The following is a 16,412-nucleotide window of genomic DNA, read 5'->3' on the forward strand; positions in this document are numbered from 1 at the left end:
TTAATAATAAAAAAAATATGTATTTCTTGGAAACTTTTAATTGATAAAAAAGTATTTTATATGAATATAATTAGGAAATATATTTATGAATAACAATGATTTTTTACAAAATAAATCTGAAAAAAAAAAAAATAGTACATTAGAAAGTTATAGAGAATCGTTAAAAAAAAAAAAAATAAAATTATCATTTTTAAAAAAAGATCTATTAAAAATATCTAATAATTATTCAGAAAAATTTTTACAAATTGAAAAAAGATTACAAAAAAAAATTAATAATACCTATTGTTTTTCTCTTGAAAAAAAGATTCTATCCATGTTACCTGTAATTGACAGTATAGATTCAACAGAAAACGTATTGAATAACTGTAACTATGAAAATTCAGATATTTATATATTTTTAAAAAAAATACAAAAAAATTTTTCATCCTTTTTTTTAAAATATAATATCTTAGTTATTAATTCTATCAATATACCTTTTGATCCTCATTTACATCAAGCTATATCTATTGATTTTTCTAAAAAATATCAAAACAATTATATTGCTAATATTATCCAAAAAGGATACTTATTACGAAATAGATTATTAAGACCAGCTTTAGTTTCAGTTTCTAAAATAAAATAAAATAATATTTGTACATATAATTATTTTTTTTGGTTTATTATATTTTGAGTAAAATGTTGTAATTCAATTAAAATAAAGGAATATATATTGAAATCTATACAAAAAAAAACAAAAAAAGTTTTTACAAACAAACAAGTCAAATATAATTTTTATATACAAAAAACTATTATATCCGGTATTGTTTTACAAGGATGGGAAGTTAAGTCTATTCGTTTAGGTCGTGTACAACTTACTTCTGGATATATAAATATCAATAATAATGAAATATATTTAATTGGAGTACATATTCAGCCCTTAAATACTGTTGTAAATTCTTGTTTATGTAAATCAGATCGTATTCGGAAATTATTATTACATAAAAAAGAGATAGAAGTAATAATTAATTATGTACAAAAAAAAAGTTATACAGTTGTTCCTATACAATTATTTTGGCATAAATCTTGGTGTAAAGTTAAAATAGGAATAGCAAAAGGTAAATCAAAAAGAGATAAAAGATTAGAAAAAAAAAATAATTCTTGGAAAATAGAGCAATCTACTATCTTTAAAAGAATATTTTTAAATAAAAAAAATAATTGAGGTGTTTTTTTAAAAAAAAATTTTTATGAATTCAATTAATATTGACAATTATTGGATGAAAAAAGCATTAAAACAAGCTCACCATGCAAAAAATAAAGGAGAAATACCTATTGGATCTGTTTTAGTTAAAGATAATAACCTTGTGAGTTCTTCATGGAATTCTTGCATTTCTCTTTGTGATGTAAGTGCTCATGCAGAAATTTTAGTAATACGAAGAGGAGGAAATAGATTAAGAAATTATAGACTATATAATACAGTTTTATATGTAACACACGAACCATGTTTAATGTGTTCTTCAGCTATTATTTCTTCTAGAATACGTAAAGTAGTTTATGGTTCTTATAGTTTTAAAAAATATAACTTTTCTTTTTTTATGGATTTACTATATATACATAATGTAAAACATCATGTTCAAGAAATTAAATCTGGCATTCTATTAAATGAATGCTCAAATTTATTAAAAGATTTTTTTAAAACAAAAAGATAGTTCTATTTTTTTTTAATTTTCTATTATAACAATAGATTGAGTATATTCTAATGAATCTGCAACACTTAAAAAAATATTTTTAACTTTTAATTTTTTTAGTTTGTTTTTTAAAAATCCGTACATACGAACAACTAACGTTCCATATGAATTACATATTATTTCGCAGTTTTTAAAAAACATATTTTCATAAATTCCTATATTCAAAGCTTTAGCTATTGCTTCTTTTGCAGAAAATCTTATAGATAAAAATTTTTCTTTATTATAAAATATATTATAATCTATCAATTCTTTATGTGATAAAATTTTATTAGGTATTGCAAGACCATAACAAAAAATCAATTTTTTAAAACGTATTATACTCACTAGATCTATTCCAATACCAATAATTGCCATGATTTCCTCTAATATTATTGTTTACACTATAATTTATTTGATTTTTACTTGTATTTTTAAAAAAATATATTCTTTAAATAATTTTTTCAATTTATATTGCGATATACGACAACACTGTCTTATTTTTTCTCCTTTATATCCAATAATTATTTTTTTGTGACGTATGTTTTTAATAAAAATTAAACATTCAATGATATATCTTTTTTTTTTATCTTGATATAAACAAGATACTGATACTGTGAAAGCATATACTAATTCCTGATTTAAAAGATTTATTAAAGTTTCTCTAATTATTTCTGTAGTTAAAAATTTTTTAGTACAAGTTGTTTTTACATCATTTAAATATTTATGCTGCGATATTGGTAATTTTTTACTAATATAAGTTAATATCTGTTCTAGATACATTTTTTTTTTAGCTGAAATTAAAAAAATTTCATGATTTTCAGTTAACTGACTTATTTTAAAAATAAAAGGTAGTAATGATTTTTTATTTTTAATTTTATCAATTTTATTAATTACTACTATATATGTATCATTATTTTTTTTAATATAATCTAATAATTGTTGTTCCTGTGAGGTCCATACAAAACTAGTAATCATAAAAATAATAATATTTGTTTCTTGAATCAAATTATAAGTATTACGCAAATTTTTTTTATTTAGATATTTTTTGTGACTGATCTCTACTCCTGGAGAATCAATTAATTCAAATTGTGTTACATTAGAAGTATAAATACCTGTTACATATGATTGAGTGGTATTCGGTTTTCGTGATGTAATAGAAACATTAGATGCTATAAATTGATTTAATAAAGTAGACTTGCCTACATTAGTTCGACCAACTATTAATACTTTACCAAAAAAAGTATTTTTTTTCATAAATATTCTATTCTACCTCCAATCGAATTAATGCATTTTGAGCAGCATCTTGTTCAGCTTTTCTTCGACTAGCTCCAATTCCAATCAGTATCTCTGATAATCCATTTACTTTACAATAAATAGTAAAAATTTGGTTATGTGCTGCACCACATATCTGACCTATATTGTATATAGGTAGAGGAAAACGTTTAGATTGTAAAAATTCTTGTAATCGAGTTTTAGGATCTTTTTTCGTTCCTACAGGATTCATTTTCATAAAACGATGTTTGTACCACTGTAATACTATTTTTTCTACAGTATAAATATTACTATCTAAAAATATACTGGCTATTACAGCTTCAATCGCATTTGCTAATATAGATTCTCTCTTAAATCCTCCGCTCTTTTTTTCTCCATGTCCTAATTTTAAATAATTTCCTAAAGAAAATTCAGATGCAATTTCTGCTAATGTATTACCTCTTACTAAAGTTGCACGCATTCGACTCATACCTCCTTCATTTACTTTAGGAAAATGATGATATAGAGCTTTTGCTATAACAAAACTCAAAATAGAATCTCCTAAAAATTCCAATCTTTCGTTATGTTTGATACTGGCACTTCTGTGTGTTAAAGCATGTTGTAATAAAGATACATTAGTAAATGTATAGCCAATAAATTGTTGTAATTTGTTCATTACTGTTGCATTCATATAACACCGGTTAAAAATAAAAATAATTGATATATTCGTAATACAAATTGTTTTATTTAATTTAATATTTATGATGATTTTATTAAATTTTTTTAAAAATCCTATTACAAAGTATTGTATTCCACCAATTTTTATTAGTATAATTTACATTAAACCATACATATTTTGCTTTTCCTATAATATTTTCTTTTGAAACTAAACCCCAAAATCTACTATCTGAACTTTGATCTCTATTATCACCAATTACAAAATATTTATTTTTAGGAATAATCCATGTCCATTTTTTTTTATAATTATATGGTTTATATGGTTTATATAAAAAATTTTTTATTCCGTGCGTAATTATTATATTATGTGAATAATTAAAAATTTTTTCTTGATAAAATTCCTTTTTTAAACATCTGTATGTACCTACATTTTTATTATTATATTGAGAATAAGCAAGATTTATCGTTTTGTCTGTCTTAGTACAAGACTTATTATAGAAAAAAGTTGTATGTTCTATATGTCTATTATTTATAACATATACTTTTTTTGTAAAAGGATTATATATGATTATATCCCCTGGCATACCTATAATACGTTTAATATAATTTTTTTGTATATAATTTGGATATTGAAATACTATGACATCATTTCTAATAGGTTTATATTTTTTAAATTCAATTTTATTATTGTATATATTATTTTTAAAACAAGAAAATTTTTGCACAATAATGCAATCACCTGTAAATAATGTTGGATACATGGAATTTGATGAAATAGTGAAAGGTTCATAAAAAAACAACCTAGCGCCAGTAATAAAAATAATTAATGGAAATATTTGATATAATTGGCTTAATAATTTGTTTTTATGTGTTTGTTTTTTTTTTTTTAAAAATATGTTGTAAATAATACTTATATAATGTGATATCCATAAAATACATAATATTCCAGTTACAATAATAAATATATATTTATTTAAAAATTTCATATATTTTTCTTCCACATAATTTCTAATCTAATTGTAATATCGAAAAAAATATTTCATGAGGAATTTTAACATTCCCTATGATTTTCATTCTTTTTTTTCCTTTTTTTTGTTTCTGTAATAATTTCTTTTTTCTACTGATATCACCTCCATAACATTTAGATAATACATTTTTTCTGAGTTGAATAATATTAGCTCGAGAAATAACATTATTATTAATAGAAGCTTGAATTGGTACATTAAATTGATGTCTAGGTATTATTTTTTTTATTTTTTCTATCATTTTTTTTGCAAAAAAAACAGAATTTTTTCTATGACATATAGATGATAATGCATCAATTTTAATAGAATTAATTAAAATATCAATTTTAACTAAATCACTTTTTTTAAAACCAATAGTATTATATTCTAATGAAGCATATCCACTGGATATAGATTTTAACTGATCAAAAAAATTTAAAATAACTTCAGATAATGGAATTTCATATTGAATTATAGTTTGAGTATTATGATATATTAAATTTTTTTGTATACCTCTTTTTTTAATACATAATTTAATAATGTCCCCTATGTATTTAACAGGTGTTAAAATATTACAAAATGCTATTGGTTCTCTAATTTCATAAATACAATTAGAATTTGGAAATTTAGCAGGATTGTCTAAATAGATTTTTTTTTTATTTTTTAGAATAATTACTTCATATACCACTGTAGGTGCCGTTATAATTATTTTTATATTATATTCTCTCTCTAGACGAGATTGAACAATCTCCATATGTAGCATTCCTAAAAAACCACATCTAAAACCAAATCCTAATGCTTGTGAATTTTCTAATTCATAAAATAAAGAAGAATCATTTAATTGAAGTTTTTTTAGAGCCTCTTTAAACTGATTATATTGATTATTTTGTACAGGAAATAAACCTGCATATATTTTAGGCTTAATTTTTTTAAAACCTGAAAGTAATTTATTAGCAGGATTGATTAATGATGTAATTGTTTCTCCTACTAATATAGATCGGATATTTTTAATACCGCAAATCATCCAACCAACTTCTCCGCATGATAATATTGACTTTAAAATTCTTTTTGGTGTAAATATACCTAATTGATCTACTTGATAGACTTGTTTAGTTCTTAGAATAAGAATTTTATCATTTATTTTTATAACACCGTTTTTTATACGTATCAAGGATACTACACCTAGGTATTTATCAAACCAAGAATCAATTACTAATGCCTGTAAAGGATTATCACAACTCCCTTCAGGGAATGGAATAACAGTTATGATTTTTTCTAATAATTCTGGTATTCCCGAACCTGTTTTTGCAGAACAAAATACAATATTTTTGGTAGAAATTCCAATTATATCTTCTATGTCTTTACAAACTTTTTTTGGATAAGAATTAGGTAAATCAATTTTATTTAAAACAGGTAAAATAAATAATTTCATTTTTAAAGCGTTATGGCAATTTGCAACAGTTTGTGCTTGAACGCCTTGCGCAGCATCTACTAATAATAATGCACCTTCACATGCTGATAATGCTCTTGAAACTTCATATGCAAAATTTACATGTCCAGGTGTATCAATAAAATTTAAACAAAATTTTTTTCCTTTTTTAGAAATATAGTCAATTGTTACGCTTTGTGCTTTAATTGTAATACCACGTTCTCGTTCTAAATCCATAGTATCTAAAACTTGTTCTGACATTTCTCTTTTAGATAAACCACCACAAGTTTGTATTAATCGATCAGATAAAGTAGATTTTCCGTGATCTATATGAGCAATAATAGAAAAATTTCTTATATATTTCATAATATAACCTATTTATTATCTATTATAATGTTAATTTAATCAATTATGTATTCAAAATAAATATAATTATTTAGCAATAACTTTAATTAAATATTTTTAATAAATTTTTTTGCATATCATATATAATATAAAAATTATATAAAATATATTATATATATTATATATAATATAATAGGAAAATTTTATTTATTTACTAATTTTATTTAAATAGATTAAATTAATAAATTTTAATGTAATATTTTAGTATATAACAAATTTTCTCTATATATACATACATTTTTAAATAAAACTAATGTGGCGTTATAATATTAAAATGAAAAAAAAAAAAGTTATTTTAGCTATGTCAGGAGGAGTAGATTCTTCAGTTTCAGCATGGTTATTATTAAAAAAAGGATATGATGTAGAAGGTATATTTATGAAAAACTGGGAAGAAAATGATTCTAGTGATTATTGTTCTTCTAAAATTGATTTATCTGATGCTAAATCGGTATGTAAAAAATTAGGTATTAAATTACATACTATTAATTTTTCTTTAGATTATTGGGAAAAAGTATTTCATGAATTTATTATAGAATATAAAAAAGGTTACACTCCAAATCCCGATATTTTATGTAATAAAATAATAAAATTTGATATTTGTTTAAATTTTGCGCTAGAACAACTAAAAGCTGATTATTTTTCAACTGGCCATTATGCTGCAATTAAAAAAAAAAAAAATGAATACTATTTGTACAGAGCTAAAGATTTAGATAAAGATCAAAGTTATTTTTTATATACTTTAAAATTAAATATTTTGCCAAAAATTATTTTTCCTCTTGCAAACATAAAAAAAACAAAAATACGAAAATTAGCAAAAAAAATAAAATTATGTGTATATCAAAAAAAAGATTCTACTGGAATTTGTTTTATTCAACCTAAAAAATTTAAATTATTTTTAAATCAATATATTCCTTATAAAACAGGAAAAATATTGACAATGTCTGGAGAATTTTTAGGGTTACATTACGGTTATGAATATTATACGATTGGTCAAAGAAAAGGATTAGGAATAGGAGGAAAAAAAAATAAAAATACATATCCTTGGTATGTAGTTAAAAAAAATATTAAATTAAATATTATTTTTGTTGTTCAAGGAGCAGGAAATCCTTATTTATTATCATATGGGTTTTTAACAAAAAGAATTTATTGGATTAATTACAAATTATGTACATTTAAATTACAGTGTATGGTACAAATCAGACATCAAAGCTATCCAATAAATTGTATTGTTTATATTAATAAAAAACACAAAAATAATTATGTTATTTTTACTAAACCCATAGCAAGTATTGCACCTGGACAATCAGCAGTATTTTATAACCATAATCAGTGTATGGGTGGAGCTATTATACATAAAAGAATAAAATACTTACCGTAAGTAAAATAATAATATTTAAATGCACTATTAAAATTAATTACTTTAACATCATTAAATATATATTTAATTATATTATTAATATTTATATATTAAAAGAAATAAAACATTCAAAAAATATAATTTAGTTATAAACAATTATTGTTATTTAAACTATATAAATATTTTTTTTTAAAATAAAAATTAATTAATTATATATAATATAAATATATAATTTTTCTTTCTATTAATACTAAAAAATATTTCATCATTAATGAAATAATAGGTATATCTAATATATGGCTTTTTTAAAAAATAAAAAAATTTTAATTTTTGGTATAAAAAATCACTTTTCTATTGCTTGGGGAATTGCAATTGCAATGCATAAACAACAAGCTAAACTAGCTTTTACATATCATGATATAAAATCAAAAAAAAAGATTGAGCATTTAGCAAAAAAAGTTCATTCTAAAATAATTTTAGCATGTGATTTAAATTCAGATGAATCAATAAAAATACTATTCAAAAATCTACACAAAATATGGAATACTTTCGATGGAATTGTACATTCTATATCATATGTACCTCACGTACAATTAAATAATAATTATGTTAAAATAATTAACCGAAAGGATTTTTTAAATGCACATGAACTTAATTCTTTTAGTTTAGTAGCAATAGTTAAAGAAGCTAAAAATTTTCTTAACAATAAATCAGTTATTTTAACATTATCATACATTGGTTCTATTAAATATGTTCCGTATTACAATATAATGGGTATAGTAAAAGCTTCATTAGAGGCAAATGTTAGATATTTATCTGTTTCTTTAGGAAAAAAAAATATACGAGTAAATGCAATTTCAGCAGGACCTATAAAAACTACTTCAGCTTATGGAATAAAAAATTTTTATAAAATTATAAAAAATAACAAAAATAATTCTCCATTACGTACAAATATAACTACACAAGAAATAGGAAATGTTGCAGCATTTTTGTGCTCTGATTTGTCTAGTGGGATTACCGGACAAATTATATATGTCGATCATGGAAATAATATTATGTAATTTTATGTTATTTTATAAAAATATTTCTTATTTTTTTTATTAAAATAACATCAATATATGTTAGCATTAATTTGATTTCATTCTAAAAATAGTAATAAAATTATTAGGTTATAATATTATGTTTCGAAATAATCCTGTACTTATGCAATTAAAAAATCAATTATATAATAACAAACCTCAAGTAGAAGGAATTGTAAAAAGTACATCTAAAGGTTTTGGTTTTTTAAGAGTAAATTCTAAAACGACATATTTTATTCCCCCAAAAAACATGAAACAAGTTATTAATGGAGACAGGATAATAGGATCAATTGAAAAAATAAATAACAGAGAAATTGTATTTCCTAAAAAATTAATAGAACCTTTTTTAAAAAAATTTATAGGATCTATACATAAATACAAAAATTCAATTTATATACAATCTAGATATCCATATATACAAAATATAATGTTCCATAAATATAGCACTACTATTAAAAGATCTTGGAAAAATGGTGATTGGGTCACTGCAGAATTAAAACAACACGGTTTACGTGATAAAAATAACTGTTTTAGTATTAAAATAACAGGATTTATTTCTGAAAAAAAAAATCCATTATCACCCTGGCATGTTATTTTATCAAAGTACAATTTAGAAAAAAAATCACCTAAAGTAGATTTTTTAAATGTTTTTCCAAAACATATTTCTGATAATAATCGTATTGATTTAACAAATTTAGATTTTATTACTATTGATAATAATCATACTCAGGACATTGATGATGCTACTTATATTGAAGAAACCAATTCAGATCATCTTATCCTTACTGTAGCTATAGCTGATCCTACTGAATATATATCAGTAAATACAGAAATAGATAATATAGCAAAAAAACGTGTTTTTACAAATTATTTACCCGGATTAAATATATCAATGTTACCAAAAGAATTTTCTGAAAATATCTGCTCTTTAAAACCTTTCGCTAAAAGACCAGTATTAGCATGTAAAATAATAATTGATGGTGACGGTACAATCATAACAAAACAAACAAAATTTTTTTTAGCTTGGATTAAATCTCAAAGCAAGTTATCATATGATGATGTATCCGATTGGTTAGAAAAATCAGGAACATGGAAACCATTCAATAAAAGAATTGAAAAACAAATATTTTTATTAAATAAAATATATATTATTCGGAATAATTGGAGAAAAAAACATGCTATTCTATTTCAGAATTATCCTGAATACACATTTCATTTATCTAAAAAATGGGAAATATTAGATATTTCTGTAGATAAAAAAAGAATAGCTCATAGAATGATTGAGGAATCTATGATTTCTGCAAATATCTGTGCTGCTGATTTTTTAGACAAACAATTAGGTTTTGGTTTGTATCATGCACATTCTGGATTTAATTATTTTAATATTAAAAATGTGGTCAAATTTTTAAAAAAATATAATATATTATATACATCTGAAGAACTCATGACGATATCTGGTTTTTGTAGATTAAAAAGATCTTTAGATATATTATCCAATGAATACGTAAATTATAGAATATATAAATTTCAGTCTTTTGGAGAAATATGTACATTTCCAAAACCTCATTTTTCTTTAGGGTTATCCTCGTATGCTACTTGGACATCTCCAATAAGAAAATATAGTGATATGATAAATCATCGATTAATTAAATCAGTAATTAAAGGATGCAAAAATATATCTCCTCCGGATCATACAGTAATATCACATATTGTTAAACGTAAAAGAAAAACACGCATGGCGGTTAGAAAAATAGAAGAGTGGTTATATATAAATTTTTTTCATTCAATAAATTATAATGAAAAAAATTATTATGCATATATTATTGATGTTTCTAGAAGAGGAATGAGCGCTCGTTTATTAAAAAACGGAGCTTTTATATTTATTCCTGTTACATATATTCATAATATTAATCATGAAATAATATGTAAACCAGAATCAGGAATTATATATATAAAAAATAAAATTCATTATAAAATATCAGATAATATTCTTGTACGTTTATTATCTATAAATTACATAACAAAAAAAATTACTGCAACTTTAGTAAAATAAAATGATATATGATATCATCATAATATTTCAAAATAACATAATTACTCATAAATAAATCATAGTAATACACTATTTATTAAAAATTAATAAATAATTATTAATATTAAAAAACAATATTATAATTATATAAAGGATTTTTCTATGAACTTTTTAAATACCAATATATATCTTTATTTAAATTTTTTTATTACTTTATTTATCTTAATCACTCCAATTAATGTAATATTAATGTTTTTATCTTCTTTTTATTTAAAAAATAATGAACAAACAAATAAGATAAATATATTAATGCATTTTAGTTTATCTATAATTTTATGTGTTACTTTATTCTTAGGATCTGTTATTTTAAAATTTTTTAATATACCTTTAGCTTTTGTAAGTATTACTGAAGGTATAATTATGTTATTTACTTCTTGGACATTTCTTAAAACCACTATTGATAATGTTTCTAATAAGAATTTAAAAAATAACAATTTTATGGATATAAATATACAACCACCTTATCTCACCTTAATTACACCCTTCCTTTTAGGAATAGGTTCTATTGCAATGATTATTACATGGAGTATACATAATAATAGTATTTATAATTTATTAGGTGGAACTGCTGTTATAATTTTATTTTCTATAATATGTTATTATATATGTAAAATTAGCTTATATATTTTTAAATTTATAAATTATTCAATTATTTTAACAATGATACGTATTTTTGGTTTTTTTTTATTAACTATTAGTATAAAATCCATTATTTATGGAATTCATAATATTTTTTGTACACCTATAATATAAAAATCATAAAAAATATTCATTTAAATATAATAATTACATTAAATTATTTTTTAATTAATTAATATATGTATAAAATTAAAACAATGAAAATTATTATACGAGACTTAGGTTTATGTGATTGGTCAAATATAGAAAAGAAAATGCATAAATTCACAAAAAAAAGGGACCGAAAAACTATTGATGAATTATGGTTAGTTGAACATTATCCTGTTTTTACATATGGTATATCAGAAAAAAAATATAACACTTCTTATATTAATGAAATACCAGTTTTTCAATCTATTAGAGGTGGAAAAATTACATATCATGGACCTGGTCAATTAACAGTATATCTTTTAATTAATTTACAAAGAAAAAAAATCAAATTTTACAAATTAGTACAAAAAATTGAAGTCGTAATAGTTAAATTACTAAAAGACTTACAAATATCTTCATATATAGACAAAAAATGGCCCGGAGTATATGTAAAAAAAAAAAAATTTGTTCTTTAGGTTTTAGAATTATAAAAGGTTGCTCTTTGCATGGTTTATCTTTAAATGTAAATATGAATTTAACTCCATTTAAATATATCAATCCTTGTGGCAATAAAAAAATGTCAATGACACAAATAAAAGAATTCAATAAAAATATTTCTATAAAAATTATAAAAGATTTATTCATAAAAAATTTTTGTATTTTTTTTGATTATTTTGTAATAAATAATTGATTATTGACTTATACATTTAACAAAAATCAATATATGGTTTTACCTACTGATTTTCTTTAAAAAACAAAACAAAATCATAGAAGAATAAATATGTTTCAAAAAAAAAAAATTAATGTACGCATAAAAAAAGAAAAAGATACACATATTATATCTAATATATTATCTAATAAATCCCAGTCACTGACTTTAAAAAAACCGAAATGGTTAAAAATTAGATTACCATCTAACTTGAAAAAAATTAATAAAATTAAAAATATATTAAAAAATTATAAATTACATTCTGTGTGTGAGGAAGCCAATTGTCCTAATTTATCTGAATGTTTTAATCAAGGAACTGCTACATTTATGATTTTAGGCTCTATATGCACACGTAAATGTCCTTTTTGTGCAGTAAAAAAAGGAAGACCTTTAGCAATAGACCTTAATGAACCTAAAAAAATATTTCAGGTTACCAATAAATTAAATTTGAAATATGTTGTATTAACAGCAGTATCTAGGGATGATTTAAAAGATGGTGGAGCTAATCATTTTGCTAAATGTATATCTGAACTTAGAAAAAAAAAAGATACAAAAATAGAAATTTTAGTACCTGATTTTCGTGGAAAAGAAAAAATAGCATTAAATATATTTAATAGATATCCTCCAGATGTATTTAATCATAACATAGAAAATGTTCCAAGATTATATACAGAAGTTCGTCCTGGAGCTAATTACATTAATTCTTTAAATTTATTACATCAATTCAAAGAAATATGTCCAAGCGTGCCTACAAAATCTGGAATTATGCTAGGTTTAGGGGAGGAAAAAAAAGAGATAATATCTGTACTTGAAGATTTAAAATCCGTAGGTGTATCTATAGTTACAATTGGTCAATATATGCAACCTAGTAAATATCATTTATCTGTAAAAAAATATATTACACCTCATGAATTTAAAGAGTTTGAAAAAATTTCTTTATCCTTAGGTTTTCTTAAAGTTTTTTGCGGTCCTTTAGTAAGATCATCGTATCATGCTGAAAAGCAATATATTTAAATATATAAATAATTTTTACATTAAATAATAATTTTAAAAATATAATATATATTTCATATATATTTATTATATCAATAAATATTAAACATTTATTTTTTATAAAAATATTAAATACATGAATTAATTTATTAAATTATATTAAAACACCAAAAAAAATTAATTTATTTTTTATTGGTGTTTTATTAAACTTAAAAAATGTTACTATTACATAGTATATTTATCAAAACAAAAGGAATTCAATTTATTAAATTTTATAATTTTACAGATATAATGAATTTTTTTATAAAAAGATACAACTGTATCTATAGATTTTTTAGGTAAAAATGTTTGTAGAATACTATAAGATTTTTGTTTTAGTAATGTTTTTATTTTATTTTTAGCTATTTCAGAAATAGTATAATTTTTAGTTGTCCATATAACATCAAAATTGTTTAATTTTGCTAGTTTTGCTGCTTTTTTAATAGCAAGATCTAGATCACCTATTTCATCTACTAATCCTATTCGCTTAGCATGTACTCCTAACCAAACTCTACCATTAGCAATTTTTTTTATATATTTCTTAGTTTTATTGCGTGCATGCGCTACTATTTTAATGAATTTTTTATATCCATAAGAAATATCTAGCAATACTCTTTTTCTTTCTTGAAGCGATATATTAGTAAATGAATCAAATGAATTATAACAATCGGTATGTACTCCGCTAGAATGTATACCTATTAATGATAATGTTTTTTCTAAAGTCGGTATAATAGAAAAAATACCTATAGATCCAGTAAGTGTAGTAGGATGAGCTACGATATAATCACCAGCTGTAGAAATCCAATAACCTCCAGATGCAGCCATATCTCCCATAGAAATTACTATTGGTTTTTTACATTTTTTTAACTTAAGTAATTTTTGTCTTATAAGTTCTGAATCTTCTGTATTACCACCAGGACTATTGACTCTCAATACTATAGCTTTTATTTTATCATTATATTGAGCATGGTTAATTTCACTTAAAACATATGGAATATCCATAGCATCCGGTTCATCAGAACTATCTCCAATTACACCATTTGCTATAATTACTGAAATTTTATTTGAATCTGAAGAAACTTTTTGCCCATAAAGAGGGTATTGATGAATGTCAACAACAGGATAATCGTCGTTATTTGTATTTTTATAAAATTTTTTAATTAAATACTCTGTACAACTATTTTTTTCAGCAATATAGTCTATTAAGTGATTATGCAAAGCATACTGTGCGAAATTATTTTTATTTTTATCTAATTTTTCAATAAATTCATCAGTACTAGGGCAAATATCTTGTACAGGTATTCTTCTATTATGCGCTATCACATTTAAAAAATGTTTCCATTTACACTGTACAACATTTTTATCTATTTTTTTATTTTCTTTGGATGCACTATTTCTTAAAAAAGGTTCTACAGCTGATTTATATTTTCCTATTTTAAAAACATGTATATGTATTTTAAACATTTTTAAAAATTGTTTTAAAAACATTTTAGTATTAGAAATACCATTAAAATAAATAGATCCACCAGGTAACAAAAATATTTTGTCAGCAAAACTCGCTAAATAGTATTCACTTTGTGAATAACTACTTCCTATTGCAACAATTGGTTTCTTTGATTTTTTAAATTCGTATAATTTTTTTCCAAAATATTCTAAAACTACTTGATCACTAGAAAAATTATTTTCTGCTTGTAGTACTATACCTAATATAGAAGGATCTGTTTCTGCTTGTTTAATTTTTTTAGTAATTTCAAAAACAGAGTTATCTGGATTATCAGAATCCTGATCATTTGAAAAATAATGAAAAAATCCATGTTTAAATATGCTTTTTAATGGTTTTTCTTCAAAAGAATCATATAAACGTATAATCAATACTCTAGGATTTTTCTTTACAACATCAGTTTTTGGCTGATTTTTAACATCTTGAATAAACCAAATAAATATACAGATCATTATTAATAACATTAAATTAAGTAGTACTTCTCGTACTATAGTTAATAACTTATATATACATTTAAATATTTTGATTATAAAACTAAATAACATAGTCATATAAATAATGATCCCCTTGTAATAAGCTAAATTTTTTAAAAATAAAATAATATATAAAATTTGCAAAAAATGAATTTAACAAAATTACATATGCATTGCAGTTATTAATTATTCTAATATAAAATATATATATTTTATATATTTTATATATAAATAATATAAATTTAAAAAAATTTAAATAAATATATTAATATAATTTTATATCAAATAAATATTTTTTAATAAAAATGTTTATCTATACAAAGAATTATTTTAATATATAAAAATTTTTAATTTTAAATATAATTATTTATCCTTACTAATATATATTAATATATTTTACAAAATTTTATTTATTTTATTTTAATTAATAGAAAAATTCTATCGTATAGAATTTTTATTTTTGTGCCGTGTTAATAATAGACAATAATTTTGGTTTACCTTTTTCATTTATAGAAACATACACAAATGTAGCTGTTGTTGCACAATATGATATTCCATAAGAACTAGGATTCATTTTTTTAATCCATATTTCAATTTGAATAGTCATAGAGGTATTACCCATTTTTATACATTGAGCATAACAAGTTACCACATCTCCTACTGATATAGGTTTAATAAAATTTATATCTTGAGCGCTCACAGTATATACTAATCCCTTTGAAATTTCTTTTGCTAAAATTCCACCACCAAGATCCATTTGAGCCATAATCCAACCTCCAAATATCTTTCCATTGACATTTCTGTAGGATGGCATAGCAAGTGTTTTTAACATTATGTTATCAGCTTTAGCAATACTGTTATTTTTATATTTTGACATTTGATTCACTAGTTGAACTTTAATATTTTTTAAAATTTTTATAAAAATTGTCTT

The 16,412-nt window shown here is 21.9% G+C and carries 15 protein-coding genes and 1 pseudogene; 9 read left to right on the forward strand and 7 right to left on the reverse strand.

Features of this window, described 5'->3' with window-relative positions; all coding sequences use genetic code 11:
- Nucleotides 1-85: 85 nt before the first annotated feature.
- From BUCISPPA3004_RS00830 to tadA, 3 genes are all read left to right on the forward strand, one after another.
- Nucleotides 86-622 (forward strand): nucleotide exchange factor GrpE, encoded by a 537-nt coding sequence (locus tag BUCISPPA3004_RS00830; RefSeq protein WP_154048856.1) that lies wholly within the window; start codon nucleotides 86-88, stop codon nucleotides 620-622.
- Between the two features lie 87 nt (nucleotides 623-709).
- Nucleotides 710-1,198, forward strand: coding sequence for an SsrA-binding protein SmpB (gene smpB / locus BUCISPPA3004_RS00835; protein ID WP_154048857.1), 489 nt, complete (start codon nucleotides 710-712; stop codon nucleotides 1,196-1,198).
- A 25-nt stretch (nucleotides 1,199-1,223) separates the two neighbouring features.
- Nucleotides 1,224-1,685, forward strand: a complete 462-nt coding sequence (tadA, locus tag BUCISPPA3004_RS00840) for a tRNA adenosine(34) deaminase TadA (protein ID WP_154048858.1) — start codon at nucleotides 1,224-1,226, stop codon at nucleotides 1,683-1,685.
- A 12-nt stretch (nucleotides 1,686-1,697) separates the two neighbouring features.
- Here tadA and acpS read toward each other — a convergent pair whose 3' ends face one another.
- The 5 genes from acpS to lepA form a co-directional block, all read right to left on the reverse strand.
- Nucleotides 1,698-2,078 carry a holo-ACP synthase gene (gene acpS, locus BUCISPPA3004_RS00845; RefSeq protein ID WP_154048859.1) on the reverse strand — a complete coding sequence of 127 codons (381 nt, stop codon included), beginning with the start codon at nucleotides 2,076-2,078 and terminating at the stop codon, nucleotides 1,698-1,700.
- Nucleotides 2,079-2,111: 33 nt separating this feature from the next.
- The gene (gene era / locus BUCISPPA3004_RS00850) at nucleotides 2,112-2,957 is read right to left on the reverse strand and encodes a GTPase Era (RefSeq protein WP_154048860.1); all 846 of its coding nucleotides are present in this window, start codon (nucleotides 2,955-2,957) and stop codon (nucleotides 2,112-2,114) included.
- 7 nt (nucleotides 2,958-2,964) lie between these two features.
- The gene (gene rnc / locus BUCISPPA3004_RS00855; protein WP_154048861.1) at nucleotides 2,965-3,645 is read right to left on the reverse strand and encodes a ribonuclease III; all 681 of its coding nucleotides are present in this window, start codon (nucleotides 3,643-3,645) and stop codon (nucleotides 2,965-2,967) included.
- An 82-nt stretch (nucleotides 3,646-3,727) separates the two neighbouring features.
- Complete coding sequence (lepB, locus tag BUCISPPA3004_RS00860) at nucleotides 3,728-4,618, reverse strand: signal peptidase I (protein WP_154048862.1); 891 nt, start codon at nucleotides 4,616-4,618, stop codon at nucleotides 3,728-3,730.
- Between the two features lie 22 nt (nucleotides 4,619-4,640).
- Nucleotides 4,641-6,431, reverse strand: coding sequence for a translation elongation factor 4 (gene lepA / locus BUCISPPA3004_RS00865; protein ID WP_154048863.1), 1,791 nt, complete (start codon nucleotides 6,429-6,431; stop codon nucleotides 4,641-4,643).
- Nucleotides 6,432-6,738: 307 nt separating this feature from the next.
- Between lepA and mnmA the strand changes: the two genes are divergently transcribed.
- From mnmA to lipA, 6 genes and pseudogenes are all read left to right on the forward strand, one after another.
- Entirely contained in the window at nucleotides 6,739-7,848 is a 1,110-nt protein-coding gene (gene mnmA, locus BUCISPPA3004_RS00870) for a tRNA 2-thiouridine(34) synthase MnmA (RefSeq protein WP_420021853.1), read from the forward strand.
- 275 nt (nucleotides 7,849-8,123) lie between these two features.
- On the forward strand, nucleotides 8,124-8,888 hold the full coding sequence (locus BUCISPPA3004_RS00875; RefSeq protein ID WP_154048865.1) for an enoyl-ACP reductase FabI: 765 nt from the start codon (nucleotides 8,124-8,126) through the stop codon (nucleotides 8,886-8,888).
- A 118-nt stretch (nucleotides 8,889-9,006) separates the two neighbouring features.
- A complete protein-coding gene (locus tag BUCISPPA3004_RS00880; RefSeq protein ID WP_154048866.1) occupies nucleotides 9,007-10,959 on the forward strand; it encodes an exoribonuclease II in 1,953 nt (650 codons plus the stop codon).
- 141 nt (nucleotides 10,960-11,100) lie between these two features.
- On the forward strand, nucleotides 11,101-11,751 hold the full coding sequence (locus BUCISPPA3004_RS00885; RefSeq protein ID WP_154048867.1) for a MarC family protein: 651 nt from the start codon (nucleotides 11,101-11,103) through the stop codon (nucleotides 11,749-11,751).
- Between the two features lie 140 nt (nucleotides 11,752-11,891).
- A pseudogene (gene lipB, locus BUCISPPA3004_RS02115) lies at nucleotides 11,892-12,457 on the forward strand (lipoyl(octanoyl) transferase LipB).
- A gap of 90 nt (nucleotides 12,458-12,547) precedes the next feature.
- The gene (lipA, locus tag BUCISPPA3004_RS00895; protein ID WP_154048868.1) at nucleotides 12,548-13,489 is read left to right on the forward strand and encodes a lipoyl synthase; all 942 of its coding nucleotides are present in this window, start codon (nucleotides 12,548-12,550) and stop codon (nucleotides 13,487-13,489) included.
- A gap of 204 nt (nucleotides 13,490-13,693) precedes the next feature.
- Here the strand turns inward: lipA and sppA are convergent, their stop codons facing one another.
- Nucleotides 13,694-15,559, reverse strand: a complete 1,866-nt coding sequence (gene sppA / locus BUCISPPA3004_RS00900; protein WP_154048869.1) for a signal peptide peptidase SppA — start codon at nucleotides 15,557-15,559, stop codon at nucleotides 13,694-13,696.
- A gap of 376 nt (nucleotides 15,560-15,935) precedes the next feature.
- Entirely contained in the window at nucleotides 15,936-16,358 is a 423-nt protein-coding gene (yciA, locus tag BUCISPPA3004_RS00905; protein ID WP_154048870.1) for an acyl-CoA thioester hydrolase YciA, read from the reverse strand.
- Between the last annotated feature and the right edge of the window lie 54 nt (nucleotides 16,359-16,412).

It is taken from the genome of Buchnera aphidicola (Cinara splendens), from assembly GCF_900698975.1.
GTDB classification, from domain to species: domain Bacteria; phylum Pseudomonadota; class Gammaproteobacteria; order Enterobacterales; family Enterobacteriaceae; genus Buchnera_F; species Buchnera_F aphidicola_AI.